The sequence below is a fragment of the Bordetella sp. genome (assembly GCF_057362025.1).
The window spans coordinates 91,688-110,964 of the sequence record NZ_JBMQQZ010000097.1; the positions used below are offsets into that span (position 1 = coordinate 91,688).

20 protein-coding genes are annotated in these 19,277 nt (G+C 65.0%); 12 read left to right on the forward strand and 8 right to left on the reverse strand.

Annotated elements, in window-relative coordinates; translation table 11 throughout:
* Window positions 1-76 precede the first annotated feature (76 nt).
* From ACO1P8_RS22000 to xseA, 3 genes are all read right to left on the reverse strand, one after another.
* Complete coding sequence (locus ACO1P8_RS22000) at window positions 77-1,495, reverse strand: chloride channel protein (protein WP_486297976.1); 1,419 nt, start codon at window positions 1,493-1,495, stop codon at window positions 77-79.
* Window positions 1,496-1,647: 152 nt separating this feature from the next.
* Window positions 1,648-2,226 carry a superoxide dismutase [Fe] gene (sodB, locus tag ACO1P8_RS22005; protein WP_094842680.1) on the reverse strand — a complete coding sequence of 193 codons (579 nt, stop codon included), beginning with the start codon at window positions 2,224-2,226 and terminating at the stop codon, window positions 1,648-1,650.
* A 92-nt stretch (window positions 2,227-2,318) separates the two neighbouring features.
* Complete coding sequence (gene xseA / locus ACO1P8_RS22010) at window positions 2,319-3,692, reverse strand: exodeoxyribonuclease VII large subunit (protein WP_486297977.1); 1,374 nt, start codon at window positions 3,690-3,692, stop codon at window positions 2,319-2,321.
* Window positions 3,693-4,035: 343 nt separating this feature from the next.
* Between xseA and ACO1P8_RS22015 the strand changes: the two genes are divergently transcribed.
* The 10 genes from ACO1P8_RS22015 (at window position 4,036) to rpsT (ending at window position 11,890) form a co-directional block, all read left to right on the forward strand.
* Window positions 4,036-4,707: a MotA/TolQ/ExbB proton channel family protein gene (locus ACO1P8_RS22015; protein WP_486297978.1), complete on the forward strand. Its 672-nt coding sequence runs from the start codon at window positions 4,036-4,038 to the stop codon at window positions 4,705-4,707.
* Window positions 4,704-5,114 carry an ExbD/TolR family protein gene (locus ACO1P8_RS22020; RefSeq protein ID WP_486297979.1) on the forward strand — a complete coding sequence of 137 codons (411 nt, stop codon included), beginning with the start codon at window positions 4,704-4,706 and terminating at the stop codon, window positions 5,112-5,114. Before ACO1P8_RS22015 ends, ACO1P8_RS22020 begins: the two co-directional genes overlap by 4 nt.
* An 8-nt stretch (window positions 5,115-5,122) precedes the next feature.
* The gene (lpxK, locus tag ACO1P8_RS22025; RefSeq protein WP_486297980.1) at window positions 5,123-6,148 is read left to right on the forward strand and encodes a tetraacyldisaccharide 4'-kinase; all 1,026 of its coding nucleotides are present in this window, start codon (window positions 5,123-5,125) and stop codon (window positions 6,146-6,148) included.
* A 38-nt stretch (window positions 6,149-6,186) separates the two neighbouring features.
* Window positions 6,187-6,375: a Trm112 family protein gene (locus ACO1P8_RS22030; RefSeq protein WP_486297981.1), complete on the forward strand. Its 189-nt coding sequence runs from the start codon at window positions 6,187-6,189 to the stop codon at window positions 6,373-6,375.
* An 8-nt stretch (window positions 6,376-6,383) separates the two neighbouring features.
* Window positions 6,384-7,148: a 3-deoxy-manno-octulosonate cytidylyltransferase gene (gene kdsB / locus ACO1P8_RS22035; RefSeq protein WP_486297982.1), complete on the forward strand. Its 765-nt coding sequence runs from the start codon at window positions 6,384-6,386 to the stop codon at window positions 7,146-7,148.
* Window positions 7,149-7,241: 93 nt separating this feature from the next.
* Complete coding sequence (adk, locus tag ACO1P8_RS22040; protein ID WP_486297983.1) at window positions 7,242-7,895, forward strand: adenylate kinase; 654 nt, start codon at window positions 7,242-7,244, stop codon at window positions 7,893-7,895.
* A 25-nt stretch (window positions 7,896-7,920) separates the two neighbouring features.
* A complete protein-coding gene (locus ACO1P8_RS22045) occupies window positions 7,921-8,679 on the forward strand; it encodes a 3-hydroxyacyl-CoA dehydrogenase (RefSeq protein WP_486297984.1) in 759 nt (252 codons plus the stop codon).
* A 37-nt stretch (window positions 8,680-8,716) separates the two neighbouring features.
* Window positions 8,717-10,294, forward strand: a complete 1,578-nt coding sequence (gene murJ, locus ACO1P8_RS22050; RefSeq protein WP_486297985.1) for a murein biosynthesis integral membrane protein MurJ — start codon at window positions 8,717-8,719, stop codon at window positions 10,292-10,294.
* A 219-nt stretch (window positions 10,295-10,513) separates the two neighbouring features.
* Complete coding sequence (locus ACO1P8_RS22055) at window positions 10,514-11,551, forward strand: FecR family protein (protein WP_486297986.1); 1,038 nt, start codon at window positions 10,514-10,516, stop codon at window positions 11,549-11,551.
* Between the two features lie 75 nt (window positions 11,552-11,626).
* On the forward strand, window positions 11,627-11,890 hold the full coding sequence (gene rpsT, locus ACO1P8_RS22060; RefSeq protein ID WP_066352075.1) for a 30S ribosomal protein S20: 264 nt from the start codon (window positions 11,627-11,629) through the stop codon (window positions 11,888-11,890).
* Between the two features lie 265 nt (window positions 11,891-12,155).
* On the opposite strand, the gene garL is transcribed toward rpsT, so the two are convergent.
* The 5 genes from garL to ACO1P8_RS22085 all read right to left on the reverse strand — a co-directional run bounded on the left by garL (window position 12,156) and on the right by ACO1P8_RS22085 (window position 16,972).
* Window positions 12,156-12,920, reverse strand: a complete 765-nt coding sequence (gene garL, locus ACO1P8_RS22065; protein WP_486297998.1) for a 2-dehydro-3-deoxyglucarate aldolase — start codon at window positions 12,918-12,920, stop codon at window positions 12,156-12,158.
* A 116-nt stretch (window positions 12,921-13,036) separates the two neighbouring features.
* Complete coding sequence (locus tag ACO1P8_RS22070; protein WP_486297987.1) at window positions 13,037-14,032, reverse strand: Bug family tripartite tricarboxylate transporter substrate binding protein; 996 nt, start codon at window positions 14,030-14,032, stop codon at window positions 13,037-13,039.
* A gap of 10 nt (window positions 14,033-14,042) precedes the next feature.
* The gene (locus ACO1P8_RS22075) at window positions 14,043-15,161 is read right to left on the reverse strand and encodes an Ldh family oxidoreductase (protein ID WP_486297988.1); all 1,119 of its coding nucleotides are present in this window, start codon (window positions 15,159-15,161) and stop codon (window positions 14,043-14,045) included.
* A 49-nt stretch (window positions 15,162-15,210) separates the two neighbouring features.
* Window positions 15,211-15,984, reverse strand: coding sequence for a FadR/GntR family transcriptional regulator (locus ACO1P8_RS22080; protein ID WP_486297989.1), 774 nt, complete (start codon window positions 15,982-15,984; stop codon window positions 15,211-15,213).
* A gap of 58 nt (window positions 15,985-16,042) precedes the next feature.
* A complete protein-coding gene (locus ACO1P8_RS22085; RefSeq protein ID WP_486297990.1) occupies window positions 16,043-16,972 on the reverse strand; it encodes a dihydrodipicolinate synthase family protein in 930 nt (309 codons plus the stop codon).
* Between the two features lie 240 nt (window positions 16,973-17,212).
* Between ACO1P8_RS22085 and ACO1P8_RS22090 the strand changes: the two genes are divergently transcribed.
* Complete coding sequence (locus tag ACO1P8_RS22090) at window positions 17,213-18,184, forward strand: Bug family tripartite tricarboxylate transporter substrate binding protein (protein WP_486297991.1); 972 nt, start codon at window positions 17,213-17,215, stop codon at window positions 18,182-18,184.
* A gap of 45 nt (window positions 18,185-18,229) precedes the next feature.
* Entirely contained in the window at window positions 18,230-19,189 is a 960-nt protein-coding gene (locus ACO1P8_RS22095) for a 2-hydroxyacid dehydrogenase (RefSeq protein ID WP_486297992.1), read from the forward strand.
* Window positions 19,190-19,277: the final 88 nt, after the last annotated feature.

Genomic DNA, 19,277 nt, shown 5'->3' on the forward strand with positions numbered 1-19,277 from the left:
GCGAAGCGGAATGGTATCCCAGTCCATTTTGGACCCTGGCCGCATTGCCGCGGCTCGTCCATGGCATGGACGGCGTCTAGGGCGTGGACGCGCCTTTCGCCGCCGACGAAGCCTTGGCGGCCCGGCCGGCCTCTACGATGGCCTGACGGCGGAATCGCCCCCCAGCCAGATGGTAGAACGCCTGGGGGCAGAACTGGCGCGACACCAGAGATGCCGAGAGCGAGGCCAGGAGCAGCCAGAAGAGCATGGGTTGGCTGCCGGTCATCTCCATGACAACCACGCTGGCGGTCAGCGGCGCCTGCGTGGCCGCCGCCAGAAAAGCCGCCATCGACATGAGTACCAGCACCCGCTGGTCCACCACACCATCCATCAGGCGCCAAACGGATTCCCCTATGCCGGCGCCGGCGGTCAGTGCCGGCGTGAATATGCCGCCCGGAATACCCGCCCAGTACGATGCCAGGGTGGCGGCCACCTTGGCCAGCCCGAAGCCGTGCTGCTCCAACGGTTCTCCCGCCAGCAATTGCGCCGCCGCGCCATAACCCGTGCCGTAGGTCGTCCCGCCCATGAAGAGGCCCAACGCCGCCAGGGCGATACCCAACACGAAAGCCGTTGCGATCGGATGCGACCTCACGACGGAACGCCAGCGGGCAGGAACCAACACGGTTGGGCCCTTGCCGAGCAAGCGTCCGAATATGCCGCCCACCGCCCCGTTCACCACACCGCATAGCAAGACCCAACCGACCATGTGCGTCAGCGTGCCACCGCCGAAAACGCCGAAATACGGGTTGTTGCCGGCCAGAGCGACCACCATGAAGCCCGATGCCAGAACGCCAATCAGGACCAGGCGCTCCCAGCGCAGCACCGTGCTGCGCCCCAATTCCTCGATGGCGAAGATGACGCCGGCCAATGGGGCGTTGAAGGCAGCGGCCAGCCCTCCCGCGGCGCCAGCCGCGATCAGCTCGTTGTTGTGGAAGGACCGCAATGGCAGCCGGCGGTTCTTCCAGAAGCGCCCCCATGCCAGCATCAGCGCCGCTCCAACCTGCACCGACGGCCCTTCGCGGCCGATGGACGCCCCTGCCAGCAATCCGAGAAACGTCAACGGGATTTTCCAGACGGTCTGACGCACCGAGACGAGACTGTACTGCCCGGGACCTGGCGGTAAGGAAAGCGCGCCAATCACTTGCGGGATCCCGCTGCCCGAAGCATTCGGCGCCAGGCGCAAGGTCAGCCAGCGGATGACCGCCAGTCCGAAAGGCAGCAGGATGAAGGATAGCCAGGCCGACCGGGCGATCCAGGCGGCATTCCATTTCAGGGCCAGGTCGGCCAGTTGCGCGAAGCCCAGGGAAACCAGCGAAACCAGGGCTGCGCCGCCCAGCAACAAGGTCAGTTCCACCGATTTGCGAGATAGCCGGGAAGCCTGGTGCAGCTTGCGCCGAATGATGCGACGAAGATGCGTGGACCAGCCTCGCAGAGGCGAAGGCGAAGATTCGGACATGGAAACGGGACGATGGGGCGGGACAAGGGCGTAACCATACCATCATCCGCCGGGCGATTCCGAGACGCGGCGACAGCGGTTCCGACAGGAGTTTAAACAAAAACAAAGGGCCGCCGCGCAATGGCGGCGGCCCTTCGCGGGCTAGCGGGAGATCAGCCGAAATTCTTGGCCGCGAAATCCCAGTTCACCAGACTCCAGAAATTTTCCAGGTACTTGGGACGGGCATTGCGGTAGTCGATGTAATAGGCGTGTTCCCACACGTCACAGGTCAGCAAGGGCTTGTCCGCGGTCGTGAGCGGGGTGGCGGCATTGCTGGTGTTGACGATGTCGACCGAGCCGTCGCCCTTCTTCACCAGCCAGGTCCAGCCGGAACCGAAGTTGCCGGCGGCGGATTTGTTGAAGGCTTCCTTGAAAGCGTCGAAGCTGCCCCACTTGGCATTGATGGCATCGGCCAGCTTGCCGCTGGGGGCGCCGCCGCCTTGCGGCTTGAGGCTGTTCCAGTAGAAGGTATGGTTCCACACCTGCGCGGCGTTATTGAAAATGCCGCCGGAGGACTTCTTGACGATGTCTTCCAGCGAGGCGTTCTCGAACTCCGTGCCCGGGATGAGGTTGTTCAGGTTTGTAACGTAGGTTTGATGGTGCTTGCCATAGTGGAACTCCAGCGTTTCCTTGGAGATGTGCGGTTGCAGGGCATCCATCGGGTACGGCAGGGGGGGTAGCGTATGTGCCATATCGGGTTCCTTCTTTGTTGAGAGCACGATCGAGCCGACCATTGTATCGGCACTTTTTCCGCGGACGCATTAACCCCTGCCGTCAGACGGGATTAAGACGCCGCATCGCGACCGGCGGGTCGCGCAGCGAGCACGGAAACGTCCGCGCCGCCCTGGCTGAACAGCACGTCCAGTACCTGGCCGGCGGCCAAGGACCCGGCATCGCGGACCACTTGGCCGCGATCGTCCCTGACAAGCGCATAGCCACGCGCGAGCACGTGCTGCGGATCGAAGGCACGCAACTGCGATGCCAGGGCGTCCAGGCGCGCGCGGCGATGCTCCAGCAGGCGGATCTGCGCCCGCCGCAAGCGCCGGATGCGATCCTCCACCCGGTCCGTCGCGCGACTCAGGTCGGGACCGCGGTGCAGCACTTTGGCCAGGAGCAGATCGATGCGCGCCCGCCGGCGCGCCTGCGGCCCGGTCCAGGCATTGACCAGCCGGTGCCGCAAGGTCACCAGGCGCTCGCGCTGGTGGGCCAGCCGCTGGCCGGGCGAAGCCAGTTGTCCGGCGGCGCGGTCCAGTCGCTGCGCCAGGCGTTCCAGGCGCCGCTCCTGCGCACGCACCAGGAATCCGGCCAATTGCATGACACGGTTGTAGAGTTCCAGGCGCGGCACGCACGCCAGTTCGGCGGCAGCCGTCGGCGTGGGCGCGCGCAGGTCCGAAACGAAGTCCACGATGGTGAAATCCGTTTCGTGGCCCACGCCGCTGATGACCGGAATCGCGCTTGCCGCCACGGCACGGGCCAGCCCCTCGTCGTTGAAGCTCCAAAGGTCCTCGATACTGCCCCCGCCACGTACCAGCAGCAAGGTATCGACCTCGGCACGCCGGTTCGCCGCCGCGATCGCCGCGATCAGCCGGGGGGCGGCGTCGGCGCCCTGCACCGGCGCCGGGTACAGGATGACCGGCACATGGGGCGCACGCCGTGCCAGGGCCGACAGGACATCGCGCAGCGCCGCCGCGCGCAGGGAAGTCACCACCCCGATGGCCCGGGGCTGCGCCACGGGGGCGCGCTTGCGGTCCGCCAGAAAGAGCCCTTCGGATTCCAGTTTCTGCTTCAGGCGGAGAAACGCTTCGAAGAGATCGCCCAGGCCGGCGCGCCGCATGGCCTCCACCTGCAACTGGTAGTCGCCGCGCGGTTCGTACAGGCCGACACGCGCCCGCACCTCGACTCTGTCGCCAGCCCGGGGCCCGAAACCGACCGCCATGGCGCGCCCGCGGAACATTACGGCGCGGACAGCCGCCCGGCTGTCCTTGAGCGTGAAGTACCAATGCCCCGACGCCGCCTGGGTGAAATTGGAGATTTCGCCACGAACCCAAAGCATCGGGATATTGCGTTCCAGGACCTGGCCAACGGCCTGATTCAACTGTCCGACTGTGACGATATCGCCCGAAAACATGGCGTCTTTAACTTGAAATTCAACTGTCATAAGGCTTTCCGGGCGAAATCTGTCCACAGGGCGCGAAAATCCATGGGGAGGCCCCCTCCAAGGGCGTTTTCTTACGCCGCGTCGGTTTTCGCTTTAAAACACGCTCACAAGTCATTGATATATAACACTAAACAGCTTTGCCACCCGGTTGCCCTCAACAAGGGCATGCCGAAGATTCCCCGCCGAAATGGGCCATCCGCATGGGTTTTGCACAGAATTATCCACAAAAATTGTGGATAGCTTGCGGCGGGCGGGGCTATTGCCAGGGCCCGTGCCGGACCGTTACAGTGCGCTGATTCCGTCCCCTACCCTGGCCGTCTCCTGCAACCTTTGGAGTTTCTTCTTGCTGTCCGTCCTTCGTGATGCGGGTTGGCCCATCTGGCCCCTGCTTGCCACTTCCGTCCTTTGCCTGGCGCTGATCATCGAGCGGCTGTTTTCCTTGCGCCGCAACCAGGTGGCGCCGGCCGGCCTCGTGACCCAGGTGCTGGACATGGTGCGCAACCGCCAGGACTCTCCGGAAGCCATCGCCCGGCTGGAACGTAATTCCCCGCTGGGACGTGTCCTGGCGGAGGTCCTGCGCCAACGGCACCTGCCGCGGGAGGAAATGCGCGGCGCCGTCGAAGACACCGGTCGCGCCGTCGCGCATGAGCTGAACCGCTACATCGGCGCCATCGGCACGATCGCGGTCGTGGCCCCCCTTCTGGGCCTGTTCGGCACCGTGGTCGGCATGATAGACATATTCGGCTCGTACTCCCCCACGGGCGGCGATCCGGCGCAGTTGGCTCATGGCATTTCCGTAGCGCTGTACAACACCGGCTTCGGCATTCTGATCGCCATCCCGGCCATGATTTTCCACCGCTACTTGCGCGGCAGGGTGGACGACTACATGCACCAGCTGGAGAACGCCGCCTCCCGCGCGGCGCGTATCCTGGGCGCGCCCGCGCGCCGCCGCGGCGACGAGGACGACACGATCTTCGGCGCGCGCGCGGCCACGGTGCAGGACCCGTTGGCATGAATTTCGGCAATCATCGCAGGCAGGACGAACTGGAGATCAACCTCATCCCGTTGATCGATGTGCTGCTGGTCATCCTGATCTTCCTGGCGGCCACCACCTCCTTCGCACGCTTCAGCCAGCTGAAGGTCACTTTGCCCCAGGCGACCGCCGAACAGCGGCTGGCAGCAGCCATCGAGGTCGCGATCAGCCAGGATGGCCATTACGCGCTGAACGGCACGCTGCTGGAAGCCACCTCCACGGACGAAATCGTGGACGCGCTGCGCCGGGCCGCAGCGGGCCAGGCCGATCCGGTGCTGGTCATCAATGCCGATGCCCTGGCAACCCACCAGACCGTGGTGAATGTCATGGAAGCGGCACGCCTCGCCGGCATCGCCAGGATAAACTTCGCCACACAGCTCGCCCGGTGAGTCGCGTCATGCGCAACGTACTGCAGGCCCAGTGGCAACGCGGCGGCTGGCTGTCCACCCTCCTCGCACCGCTTTCCGCCCTCACGCTGCTGGCGGTCGCGGCCAAACGCGCGCTCTACCGGCGAGGCTGGCTGCAATCCTACCGGCCGCCCGTCCCCGTCATCGTCGTCGGCAACATCTATGTCGGCGGCACCGGCAAGACGCCGGTCGTCATCGAGCTGGTACGGGCCCTGCGGGAACGAGGCTGGACGCCCGGGGTGGTCAGTCGGGGATACGGAGTAAAAATCGGCAAGCATGCGCGAACCGGACAGGGAGAACTCGCCGCCGAGCGATTCGGCGACGAACCCGCGCTGATTGCTCACGCGACCGACGCGCCCGTCAGTGTCCACCCGGACCGTCCGCGTGCCGTGCGCACCCTGCTGAGCGCCTTTCCACGCGTCGACGTGGTGGTATCCGACGATGGGCTGCAGCATCTGGCCCTGGCGCGGGATATCGAAATCGTCGTCCAGGATGGGCGCGGCATCGGCAATGGGCGACTGCTTCCGGCGGGCCCGCTCCGGGAGTCGCCGACGCGCCTCGGGCAGGTACACGCCATCGTCACCAATGTCGATGGCCCCGTGCCCGCCGCGGCCGCCCCGTCTGGCGAGCCTTATCGTGTCAGCATGTGGATGGAGCCGGGCGCGGCCTGGAATCTGCGTGACGGCACCTTGCGCACGCTCTGGGAATTGCAGGCAACCTACCAGTCCGGCGGCATCGCCGCCGCCGCCGGCATCGGCAACCCGGATAGATTCTTCGCCACGCTGCGCACGGCCGGCGTGACGCTGAACACCACCGTCCCCTTGCCCGATCACTACAGCTACGCGAAGTCTCCGTTCGCATCGGTCAAGACCGCTCTCATCCTGGTCACCGTCAAGGACGCCGTCAAGTGCAGCGGCCTGGGCGACAACCGCTTATGGGCGGTCCCCGTCACGCCCCGTTTCTCCGACCCCGGCTTCTTCGACCGCGTGGCCGCCCGCCTGCCGGCGCGACAGTGAGGACGCCGGCGGTGCGAAAAGTCCACTAAAATCCGTCCATGGAATCCCGCCTGCTCGACATTCTCGTCTGCCCGATTTGCAAGGGCCCCCTCCGGTACGACCGCCAGAACGCCGAACTCGTCTGTGCGGCCGACCGTCTGGCCTTCCCTGTGCGCGACGGCATTCCCGTCATGCTGGAAAGCGAGGCGCGATCCCTGGACACCGACCGCGGTGTCGACGCGACGTAACAACGATCGTGGATTTCATCGCCCTCATTCCCGCGCGCGCGGCTTCCACGCGGCTGCCCGACAAACCGCTTGCCGATATCGCGGGCAAGCCCATGGTCGTGCGCACCGCCGAACGCGCGGCACTTTCCGGCGCCAGCCGCGTGTTGGTCGCCACCGACGACCCGCGCATCGTCCAGGCGGTCCGGCAGCACGGTCATGAGGCAGTGGTCACCCGCGCCGACCATGCCACCGGCACCGACCGCCTCGCCGAAGCCGTGGACCTGCTCGCCTTGCCGGACGACACGATCGTGGTGAACGTGCAAGGCGACGAACCGCTCATCGAGCCCGAATTGATCGACGCGGTCGCGCGCCTGCTCGCGCAACGGCCGGACGCGGCGATCGCAACCTGCGCGTCACCCGTGGCCGACGCCGGGGCCTTGTTCAATCCCGGTGTCGTCAAGGCCGTGTGCGCGGCCGACGGCCGCGCCCTGTATTTCTCCCGTGCGCCGATCCCCTGGGCGCGCGATGCCTTGGCCGACGGCCAACGGCGGATGGCGGACGGACTACCGGCATGGCACCATGTGGGCCTTTATGCGTATCGGGCCGAATTCCTCCGCCGCTTTCCGCGTCTCCCCCAGGGCGTGCTTGAACGCTTCGAATCGCTGGAGCAGCTGCGCGCCCTGGAACACGGCTACACCATTCTGGTCCACCAGGTGTCGAAGGCGCCCGCTGCCGGCGTCGATACGCCGGCCGATCTGGAACGGGTACGTGCCGTATACGCAAATCGGTTATAAGAGGTCGACACCTTACCGCTCCCGCGGGCATGCCTCGCGGTCGATGCGGCATAATCGGGCCCAGCACAAGAATTACATTCCTCAGGAGTTTTTATGCGTCTCATCCTGCTCGGCCCTCCCGGCGCCGGTAAAGGTACCCAAGCGGGCTTCATCACCCAGCAATTCGGCATCCCCCAGATTTCCACGGGCGATATGCTGAGGGCCGCCGTCAAGGCCGGCACGCCGCTGGGGCTGGAGGCAAAAAAAATCATGGATACGGGCGGTCTGGTCTCCGATGAAATCATCATCGGCCTGGTGCGCGACCGCCTGCAACAGCCCGATTGCGCCAAGGGGTATCTGTTCGACGGCTTCCCGCGCACCATTCCGCAGGCGGATGCCCTCAAGGATGCCGGTGTCAAGCTGGACTACGTCGTCGAAATCGAAGTACCCGAGGAAGATATCATCGAGCGGATGAGCGGCCGCCGCGTGCATCCGGCCAGCGGCAGGAGCTATCACGTACGGTTCAACCCGCCCAAGGCCGAGGGCAAGGACGACCTGACCGGCGAACCGCTGGTACAACGCGACGACGATCGCGAGGAAACGGTACGCCACCGCCTGGCCGTCTATCGCGATCAGACGCGTCCGCTGGTGGACTACTACGCCAACTGGGCCCAGTCCGACCCGCAAGCGCCGCGCTATCGAAAGATCTCGGGCGTCGGGGCCGTCGACGAAATCCGCGCGCGGCTGATGGCCGCCCTTCAAAGCTGACCAGGCCTGACGGCCGTATCGAACCATGGAAATCGCCAACAAAGTATTCATCGTCACAGGCGGCGCCTCCGGTCTCGGGGCCGGCACGGCGCGCATGCTGGTCGCCAGCGGCGCCCGCGTTGTCATTGCCGACGTACAGGACCAGGCCGGCGGCGAATTGGCGGCCGAACTCGGACAGCGCTATGTCCATTGCGACGTCACGCAGGAAGCCGATGCCCAGGCTGCGGTGCATGCCGCCACGGAACTCGGCGCCCTGTTCGGGCTGGTGAATTGCGCGGGCATCGCGCCCGCCGCCCGGATCGTCGGCAAGAATGGCCCGCACGCGCTGGACCTGTTCCACAAAGTCATCGCCATCAACCTGATCGGCAGCTTCAATATGATGCGCCTGTGCGCCCAGGCCATGAGCGGGAACGCGCCCGAGCCCACCGGCGAGCGCGGCATCCTGATCAACACCGCTTCGGTTGCCGCGTTCGATGGCCAGATCGGCCAGGCCGCGTATGCGGCCTCCAAGGCCGGCGTCGCCGGCATGACCTTGCCGATCGCCCGCGATCTTGCCAAGGTCGGCATACGCTGCATGACCATCGCGCCCGGCATTTTCGGCACGCCCATGATTTTCGGCATGCCTCAGGAAGTCCAGGATTCGCTTGCCGCCAGCATCCCGTTTCCGGCGCGCCTGGGCCGGCCCGAAGACTATGCCAAGCTGGTACAGAGCATCATCACCAACGACATGTTGAACGGCGAAACCATCCGGCTGGATGGCGCCATCCGCATGCCGCCCAAGTGAATCCCGGCGCCAGCAGCCGCGTTCGTCCATCTTCGCCATGAGTTTGCTGCGATCGGCCGCCACGGTCAGCGGTTTCACTTTGCTGTCCCGCATCGCCGGCCTGATCCGCGACATACTGGTGGCCCGCGCGTTTGGCGCCGGGCCCCTGACCGACGCATTTTGGGTTGCGTTCCGCATTCCGAACCTGCTGCGGCGGTTATTCGCCGAAGGTGCGTTCGCCCAAGCCTTCGTCCCCATCCTGGGAACGGTGCGGACCAAGCAGGGCGAAGAGCGGGTACGCACCCTGCTGGACCGGGTCGCACTGCTGCTGACCCTCGCGCTGATGCTCGTCACCCTGGTCGGCATCGCGCTCGCACCCTGGGTCGTCATGGCGATGGCCAGCGGGCTGCGCGACGAAGCGGGTGCGCAGGCTTTCGATTCGGCGGTGTGGATGACACGGATGATGTTCCCGTACATCCTTTGCATGTCGCTGGTTGCGTTCGCCTCCGGCGTGCTGAATACCTGGCGCCGGTTCGCGGTCCCCGCGTTCACGCCGGTGCTGCTGAACCTATCCATGATCGCGGCCTGCCTATGGCTGGCGCCGCGCTACCACCCGCCCATCTACGCACTGGCCATAGGCGTCATGGTGGGCGGATTCCTGCAATTGCTTATACAGTGGGCCGCCCTGGCACGCCTCGGCCTGGTACCCCGCTATAGCCTGCATGCGCGTGCCGCGTGGTCCGACCCCCTGGTACGCCGCATCCTCAGGCAAATGCTGCCGGCCATCGTCGGTGTCTCGGTGGGGCAGATCTCGCTGTTGATCAACACCAACATCGCCACATGGCTGCCCCCCGGCAGCGTGACCTGGCTGTCGTATGCCGACCGGTTGATGGAATTCCCAACGGCGCTGCTCGGCGTGGCGCTGGGTACCGTGCTGCTTCCCAGCCTTTCCGCGGCCAGCGCCCGCGCCGACACCGAGGGCTACAGCGCGCTGCTGGACTGGGGCCTGCGCCTGACGCTGTTGCTGGGTCTGCCCAGTGCACTGGGTCTGGCATTGCTGTCGGACGGTCTGGTGGCCACCCTGTTCCACTACGGCGCGTTCGCCGCGCGCGATGTCATGCAAACGCGCATGGCCGTCATGGCCTATTCCGTCGGGTTGATCGGCCTGCTGTCGGTAAAGATCCTCGCCCCCGGCTTCTATGCGCGGCAGGACATCCGCACGCCTGTAAAGATCGCCATCGTCGCCCTGGTCGCCACGCAGGCGCTGAACATCGTGCTGGTCCCGCGGCTGGCCCACGCCGGACTCGCCCTGGCCATCGCGATCGGGGCGTGCCTGAATGCGCTGCTATTGCTGACGGTACTCCATAAGCGCGGCGTCTACCGTCCCAGCCCCGGCTGGCCGGTCTTCCTGCTGCGCCTGGTCCCCGCCTTGGCCGCTTTGGCCGCTGTGCTGCTATACGCCGATCGCCACCTGGACTGGATCGCCTTGCAAGCCCACAGCTCGGCACGGGTCGGCCTGCTGGGGGCCGTCCTGGGCGCCAGCGTCGCGGTTTACTTTGGTTTGCTGCTTATCTGCGGATTTCGGCCGCGCGACTTCCTGCGGCACTCACCTGCTCCGGCGCCCGGCGCGGCCTGAGTCATCTGTTGTATTCACAATACACTTTCACGCATTGCTGGCCTGACGGGCCGGATGGGCGATATCCGCCACCTGGCCCCCTCAACCGGGAATTTTTAGGGACTGACACCCATCCCTTGCCGGATTTTTTGCTTACCACGCTGGCAAATTGCCCCTGTTCTTGATAAAACGCTTTAATATTTACAATTCGACACCCCTTGCGGCCACTCGGAAGTCACTTTGGATCAAGACGCCACCCCGGACAAATCGACGCCCGTCGCAGACCAGGTCGTAAACTGGCTGCTGCTGCTGCGTTCCGGTCGTGCGTCGCAATCCGATTACGCGGACTTTCTCGCCTGGCGGGCGGAAAACCCCATGCACGAGAGCGCATGGCAACAATTGACTTCGGCGCTCGGTTCGTCCTTTGGACGGCTTAGCGATTTTTATCCGATTGGCTTTTCCACCTCCAACAGCCGGCCTGTTCTGACACCCGCCCTGGCGGCATACCGGTCCACGCCCATTCCGTCCGCTCGCGCCTTGCCGGTGAACCCGGCGCGACGTCGATTCATCGCGGGCAGCACGGCGGCTGTGACGGCCGTCGTGGTCGGATCCGTGGTGCTGAACGAAATCTATCCCCTGCATAACCTGACGGCCGACGCCGCCACTGCCACGGGCGAACGCAGGCTATATGGGCTGTCCGACGGCAGCCAGATGCTGCTGGATGCCCGCTCGCGGGTCCAACTGGATTTTGCCGGTGCGCAGCGCAATGTCCGCCTGCTGGAAGGGGCGATCACGGTTTCCGTCGCGCACGACCCGAATCGGCCGTTCATCGTCACCACGGAACAGGGGACGGTGCGAGCCCTCGGCACCCGGTTCATGGTGCGCCAGCAGGCTCGCCGATCCCTGGTGGTGGTGCATGAGCACGAAGTCGAAGTGCAAACGCTCGAGAAGGCGCGCGGCGTGATCGGAGCCGGGATGGGCGCCCGCTTCGACGATGCCAGGGTGGACCCTCCCCGGGCCGAACTTCTCGCCGATGCTGCCTGGGAAACCGGCTGGATTGCGGTGCGCAACCGGCCGCTGGCCGATGTCATCGCCGCCCTGCGCCCCTACCGCAGCGGCATCCTGCGCATTTCCATGGCCGCGGGCGGCCTGCCGGTGACCGGCCAGTTTCCCCTGGACGATACGGACGCCACCCTGGATACGCTGGAGCAGAGCATGCCCGTCACGGTGCGGCGCTATACCCCCTGGATGGTCAGCATAGACGTAGCCCAGGCTTGAGCCTGGAAGCTTGCTTTCCGAGGCAAACTTGCTACAATGTCGAGCTTTGCCGAATTTCTAATTTTTCAACTGCACATGGCCAACACTGCCCAAGCTCGCAAACGCGCTCGCCAATCGGTCGAGCGTAACAAGCACAATTCCAGCCTGCGTTCCATGCTGCGTACCGCGATCAAGCGCGTGCGCCAAGCCGTGGAAGCTGGCGACAAGGCGGCTGCCGCCGCTGTGCTGCAAAAGGCGACCAGCGTGATTGACCGCGTCGCCGACAAGAACATCATTCACAAGAACAAGGCAGCTCGCCATAAGAGCCGCCTGTCCGCTGCGGTCAAGGCGCTGGCGTAATACGCCTGTTCTGAGTCTGAGTTCGGCCGTATTCCGATATGGGCCACCCCGCCCCAGGGTCGGCGGCCCGGCGTGGTTGAAGGCCGATTGCCGCGCGGCGGAGCTGGGTGCACATCACGCATGCACGTGACCTGGACCGCAAACGCGCTGCAATCGACAGCGGGCTCCCGGCCCCGCCCAAGCTTGAAGCAAGCAAGGTGGTGGCATCCCCGCATCGGCAAATAAAAAAGGACGCGCTGGCGTCCTTTTTTTTCGCGTTCCGCGCTTAGCGGAATGCCTCGCGCAGCGCAAAGGTTGCCTGTTTGAACACGCCAAGATCGGTGCCCACGGCGACGAAGTGCATGCCCATGTCCAGATAACGCCTGGCATCCGCGGCAACGGGTGCCAGTATCCCCACCGCCTTGCCATGCGCACTCGCGCGCTCGTGCAGATGGCGAATGACGGCCTGCACATCGGGATGCGACGGGTTGCCGATATGCCCCAACGCCGCCGCCAGATCGGATGGCCCGATAAAGATGCCGTCCACGCCTTCCACCGCCGCGATTTCGTCGACCGCCTCGATGCCCGGGCGGCTTTCGATCTGTAGCAACACACAGATGTTGTCGTTGATGGTGGTGAGGTAGTCGGGTACCGTCCCGAAGCGGTTACTGCGCTGCAAACCCGCCACGCCCCGCATGCCGGCGGGAGGATAGCGCGTCGCGGCGACCGCGCGGCGCGCCTCAGCCGCCGACTCGATAAAGGGAATCAGCAGGTTGTAGAACCCGATGTCGAGCAGCCGCTTGATTTCCACGGGATCATTGATGGTCGGACGCCCGACCGCCGCGGATTCGCTGCCCTGCAGAGCCTGAAGCTGTTGCACGAACAACGGCACGTCATTAGGCGAATGTTCGCCGTCCAGCAGCAACCAGTCGTAGCCGGCCAGCCCGGCCAATTCCGCGGTGATGTGGCTGGCCATACTCATCCAGAAACCGATCAAGGTCTCACGCGCAAGAATGCGCTGGCGAAAGCGATTGGGAATCGGTGCAGTCATCCTATCCATCCTGAAGGTGGCGCGGTGCACAGGCACCGCGGCGACGTGGCCGGCAATACGGCCGGCGACTTGAAGACATTGCGGGACACTTGCGCATGCCCGCATGCGAAGCCGTGTCAATCCATGCGTGCGCCCGAATCCTTGGCGGCCTTGCCCCATTTCGCGATCTCGGCCGTGACGAAATCCGAGAACTGCCGGGGGCTATCGCCGACCACCACGAATCCGACCGCCTCCAGCTTCTGGCGCAGCGCCGGCTCCGCCAGCGCGGCTCGCGTGGCCACGCTCAGGCGCTGGACGACGGCAGGCGGCGTTTTGGCCGGCGCAGAGAGCCCGAACCACGACTCCGCGGCAAAACCCGGATAGCCCGATTCGGCGATCGTCGGCGTATCCGGATAGGCCGGGTTGCGCTTTTCGCTGGCCACGGCCAGGGCCCGCAGCTTGCCGGCCCTGACCTGCGGCAGCACATTGTCCTGGTTCAGGAACAGCACCGATACTCGGCCGGCGATGGTGTCCGTGATGGCCGCCGCCCCGCCCTTGTAGGGGACATGGACCAGATCGATTCCGGCCGCGCGCTTGAGCATTTCCATCGCCAAGTGGCCGGACGAGCCGTTGCCCGAGCTGGCATGCGTGTACTTGCCAGGATTCGCCTTGGCCAGCGCAATGAAATCCTTGAAAGTCTTGGCCGGAAAGTCGGGGTTGGCCACAAGCACGTTCGGCCCGGTCGCGAGCAGGGAAATATGCTCGAAATCGCTGTCCTTGTACGGCATGCTGCCGTACAGCGCGTAATTGATGGCATTGGAACCTACGCCGGACAACAGCAGGGTATAGCCATCCGGCGCCGCCTTGGCGACGACATCCGAACCGATATTGCCGTTGGCCCCGCCTTTGTTCTCGACGATCACGGTCTGGTTCAGCGCCTTGCCGAGTTCCGCCGCGACCAGGCGCCCGACTGCGTCGGTACTGCCGCCAGGCGGGAACGGCACGACCAGCCGTATGGGATGAGAGGGCCAATCACCCGCCTGCGCGTGGGCGGCGCCAGACAGGCCTAGCAGCGCCAGCGCGAATATGGAAAGCGCCCGGCGCCGGGCGCCGTTGATGAAACGCGGGAACATGCTTGTCTCCTTATGATGATATCGGCTCCAACACATAACGGGCCTTGCAGCGTTCACAGATGTCACGCAAGCGGGTGTCGAGCGCCGGCGGGATCGGTATGCCTTCGCGGTGCCGCTGATCGCGCGTCCGGGCTTCGGGTTCGCCGGCCACCTGCACCGGCACATCGGCCCGCGCGCGCGGGGTGTCGTGCATCGCGTCGATCATTTCGTCCAGATCCGCCTCGAACGAGCCCGTGTCGCGGAATGCGTCGGGATTCAACGCCAGGAAGAAATGCCCGATATTGTCGGGGTCGCCCGGCCCGCGGCGCTTGGAGTGCAGCGCCGCGAAGCCGCTGCCGGTAAGCGTGGACCCCAGTATCTGCGCCATCATCGCGAGGCCATAGCCCTTATGGCTGCTCATCGCCGGCGTGCCGCCGAGCGGCGACAACCCACCTTCCGGATGCTTGAAGATATAGGCCATGGCCTGTGCCGCATCCGTGACGGCTTCGCCGCGTCCATCCATGGCCCAACCCGGCGGCAAGGGCTTGCCGTGAAAGTCGTATACCTTGACCTTGTTGGCGGCCACCGTCGTAGTTGCCATATCCAGCACGAAGGGCTCGTTGCGCGCGGCGGGCGCGGCGAAGGCGATCGGATTGGTGCCCAGCATGGGCATTGCGCCGCCGGTCGGCACCATGATCACGCCGTTGGCGCTACTGGTAACCAACCCCACGACGCCACGCCGCACGGCGATGCGGGCATACACGCCGGCAGCGCCGAAGTGGTGGGAATTGCGCACCGCCACAGCCCCCACGCCGTGCGCCAGCGCCTTGTCCACGGCAAGGTGCATGGCGTGGGCGGCAGCCGGATAACCCAGCCCCCCCATGCCGTCCAGCAAGGCCGAAGCCGGCCCGTCGCGAACCACTCGCGGCCGCGCGCCGATCGCCAACGTGCCGGCCAGCACCTTGTCCTCATAGCTCGGCAGCATGGAGATGCCGTGGGAATCGATGCCCAGCACGTCCGTCTCCGCCATCAGGTCCGCCGCCGTGTCGGCCAGATCGGCTTGCATGCCCCAGGCGCGCAGCACCAGCACGATTTGCTCGCGCACCGATGCGAGCGAAGCATTGAAACCCGATGTCTGTTCGCTTGCCACTGCCTGTCTCCCTAAAGTCGTTTATCGCGGCGATGGCGCTGCCGCGGTTCTAATCGCGGTCGCGGTCGACCAACCGATAGCGCGCCTGCCCCAGATGGAATTGCATGGCGGTACGTGCCCGTTCCCCATCCTGTTCGCGTATGGCCGCGAGAATGCTGGCGTGCTCGTCCATCACACGTTCCGCACGCTGGCGCGAACCGGTACGCGTCAGGTTCAGGGACAAACGCATAAAGCCATGAATGGATTCGTGGATCGTTTCCAGGACGCCCAGGAAAAAGTCGTTGCCGCTGGCCTCGGCGATACTTGCATGGAAAGCCAGGTCGGCCTCGGCGGATACCTGTCCCTGCGCCAGACCCTGGGCAAAGGTCTCATGCGCCTCGACGATTTTCTTGAGCTGCTCGTCGGTACGCCGCAGCGCCGCCAGCCGGGCCGCATCGCCCTCCAACGCCACGCGCACTTCCTGCGCTCTCAGATAAGCGCCGACGTTCTGGACATCGCCGAACGTTTTCAGGCGCGGTGCCGGTTGGTGGATAACGAAGGTGCCCAGGCCCTGGTACGCGCTGACCAACCCATCGGCGCGCAAGCGCAGCAACGCCTCGCGCACCACCGGCCGCGAGACACCGAACTGCTCGCAGATTTCGTGCTCGGACGGAAGCTTATCGCCCACGTTCAGGTCGCCCGACGCGATGCGATCGAATATCTGGCCGTAAAGCTGGTCACCCAACCGCACACGCTGGCCACGATCAAGCGTGCGTACGCCCTCCCCGCCAGCCTCGATGGCGCGGACACTGTCCGCATCCTGCGTGCGTTGCCTGGTGGACACCTTGCTCTCCTTTGAATCGAGCGCTAATCGTACGCCATCGACGCCCCGCGCCATCCGGTCACGCAGCCAGGACGTCGCGATCGCGCGCCAGCAGCGCACGGGCCACGGGAGCCACGCGCTCCCGCTCGGCGTCGCTCAGTCCGGTCAGCAGCGGCAGCATGGGGCCCATATCCGCGACGCCGGCCAGCGTCACCGCGTCGTGCAGAACCCGGATCGGGCTGATGGCATCGCGGCAGTCCTCCAGCGGCATATAGGCCGCGCGCACGCGCTCGGCCTCCGGCAAACGCCCTTCCTGCAGCAGACGCAGCAATTGCATGGAGCCGCGCGGCGCGACGCATACGGAACCGGACGTGAAACTCTGCAGGCCGAATTCGCGGCAATGCACGATCGCCGGCCGCTCTCCGATACCGCTGACCATCAGGCGCGGATCGACTGCCTTCAACAAAGCAGACAGATAAGGATCCACGGCAGGATCATGCCGCACAACCGCGTATTTCACGGCCGCAATGCGACCCTCTTCCACCAGGCGACCCAGGGTCGATGGCGCGATGTAGTCGGACGCCTTGATATAAACGACCACAGGGCGCGCGATGGCGTCGCTGAATCGCCGTATACCATCGGCCAGCCCCGCATCGGTAAAGGGGAACGACATAGGCAGCAGCATCGCAGTAGGAAAGCTCCGCGATTTCAGGATGGCGGCCTGGTCCATCAACTTGCCATAATCCGGCCCCGCGGACGGCAAGACCCAAGTGTCCGCCCCAGCCTGCTCCGCCAGGAAATCGACGATGCGCGCGTACTCGCTGACGCCGACGTTATAGAAGTTGGCGTTGCCTCCATACATCACGCTGCGCACCCCGCCCTGCTCCAGATGCCGCAGCAAGGCCGCGTTTGCCTGCGTATTGAGGCTGAGATCGGTGTGGCGCGCGAGCGGTGGTACTGCAATTACGGAACGGCGCAGATCGGTCACCGTAACGGCCGTGGTCTTCATGAATCGACTCCTGATGCGTGGAGGAAAGCAGCCCGCGCCAGGCATGGCTTTGCAGCGTCGGCGCGTTCATGGGCAAATGTCGGACAAGCGTCCTCGACGTCGGGTAAAAGTATACTTGGTTGACATATAGATGCTCAATACATATAGTTGTTTTACAAGCACGTAGTCTGACAACTGACAATAAACGAGGCGTGTGGCTCTCATGCCGAGAGGCGCGGCCTCACCATACAGGAGACCTCCATGACCACGTTCCCGCGCGCCATCGCGCTCGCCGCCGCCCTCACGCTGACAGCAGCGGCTCCCGTCCTCGCGAAGTACCCGGACAAGCCGGTCACGGTCATCGTTCCTTTCGTCCCCGGGGGATCCTCCGACATCACCGCGCGCGCCGTCCTGCCGGGCATGAACAAAATCTTCGGACAAACCTTCGTGGTGGAGAACAAACCCGGCGCCAACGGCGCCATCGGCGCTCAAGCGCTGGCGAGGTCCACCCCGGACGGCTACACCATGATGGTGGGATCCATCGGCACCTTCGCCATCAATCAGGCGTTGTACAAGGACTTATCGTACAACCCAAGCAAAGATTTCAAATACCTGACGATGGCGGTGCGCAACCCGAACGTGCTCGTCGCCGCGCCGAACTTCCCCGCCAAGACCGTGGCGGAACTGGTGGCCTATGCGAAGAAGAATCCCGGCGCGGTGTCCTACGCCTCGTCGGGCACCGGTTCCTCGGATCATCTGTCCGCCGTACTGTTCCGCCAGAAAAGCGGCACGACCGGTGTAGACGTTCCCTACCGGGGCGGCGCCGCGGCAATCAGCGATCTGATGGGTAGCCAGGTCAACGTATCCTTCCAGAATCTCGGCGCCGTCCTCTCCCATATCAAGGCCGGCAAGCTCAAGGCGCTGGCCACGACGGGAGACAAACGCATCCCCGAGCTTCCCGACGTACCGACGATGGCGGAAGCCGGCATCAACGATATGGTCGTGTATTCCTGGCAGGGATTCGCCGTCCCCGCGGCGACGCCGGCCGACATCGTGACCGCGCTTTCGGATGGACTGCGCAAAACCCTGCGCGACAGCGCGGTTGAAAAGACATTGCACGGCCTGGGTTTCGAAGTCGTCGCCGATAGCCCGGAGGCCTTCACGAAATTCCAACAGGCCGAAGTCAAGCGCTGGCAGGATGTGATTGCCAAGAGCAATATCAAGTTGGAGTAAATTACCCGCTACCGTTTTTTCCGTGATTGCTCAGGTAAGCACCCAATGACCGCCAAGCACCGCATCATCCAGGTCGGCTCCTATGCCGGCTCGCCCACAGCGAACGAACGGCTCGCCCGTGACTACGACGTCGTCGAATTGTGGAAGCATCCCGACCGCGAGGCCGCGCTGGCAGAACACGGCAAGGGCGTCGACGTCCTGGTGACCTCCGCCAACTTCGGCTGCACGGCGGCAATGATCGATGCCTTGCCCGACCTGAAGGCCATCTGCAGCTGGGGAGTCGGCTACGAGACCATAGACGTCAAAGCGGCGCAGCGCCGTGGGGTGCAGGTCAGCAATACGCCGGATGTCCTGACCGATTGCGTGGCGGACCTGGCCTGGGGCCTGATGATCGCCGCGGCGCGGCGGATCGCCTATGGTGACCGCTTCGTCCGCGACGGCGGATGGGGACAGGTGCACGGCAGTATCCCGCTCGGCTCGCGTGTCAGCGGGAAAAAGCTGGGTATCGTGGGCCTGGGCCGCATCGGCCAGGCCATCGCCAGGCGGGGCATCGGCTTCGACATGGACGTGCGCTATCACAGCCGCAACAAGCGCGAGGACGTCGACTACCGCTACGAGGCTTCGCTCGTCGATCTGGCCGCCTGGGCGGATTTCCTGGTAGTCGCCACGGTGGGCGGGCCGGGCACCCACCATCTGATCTCGCGCGAAGTACTGGAAGCGCTGGGACCGAAGGGGACCATCATCAATATCGCCCGCGGACCTGTCATTGACGAGGCCGCGCTGGTGCAGGCCCTGCAAAGCGGCAAGCTCGGCAACGCCGCGCTGGACGTATTCGAGCACGAACCCAAAGTGCCGGATGCGTTGAAGGCCAACGACAATGCCGTGCTTTTGCCGCATATCGGCAGCGCCACACTCGAAACGCGCCGCGACATGGAAGACCTGATGGTGCGCAATCTGGAGTCATTCCTGCAGACAGGCAGGGTGATCACACCGGTCACCGATTAGGGCCTCGGACCGTACGCCCCTGCCTAGGACGGATGGGCGATTTCGCGCTCTTCCGTCTTCAGGTGATTATCCGTGGCGAAATCCATGA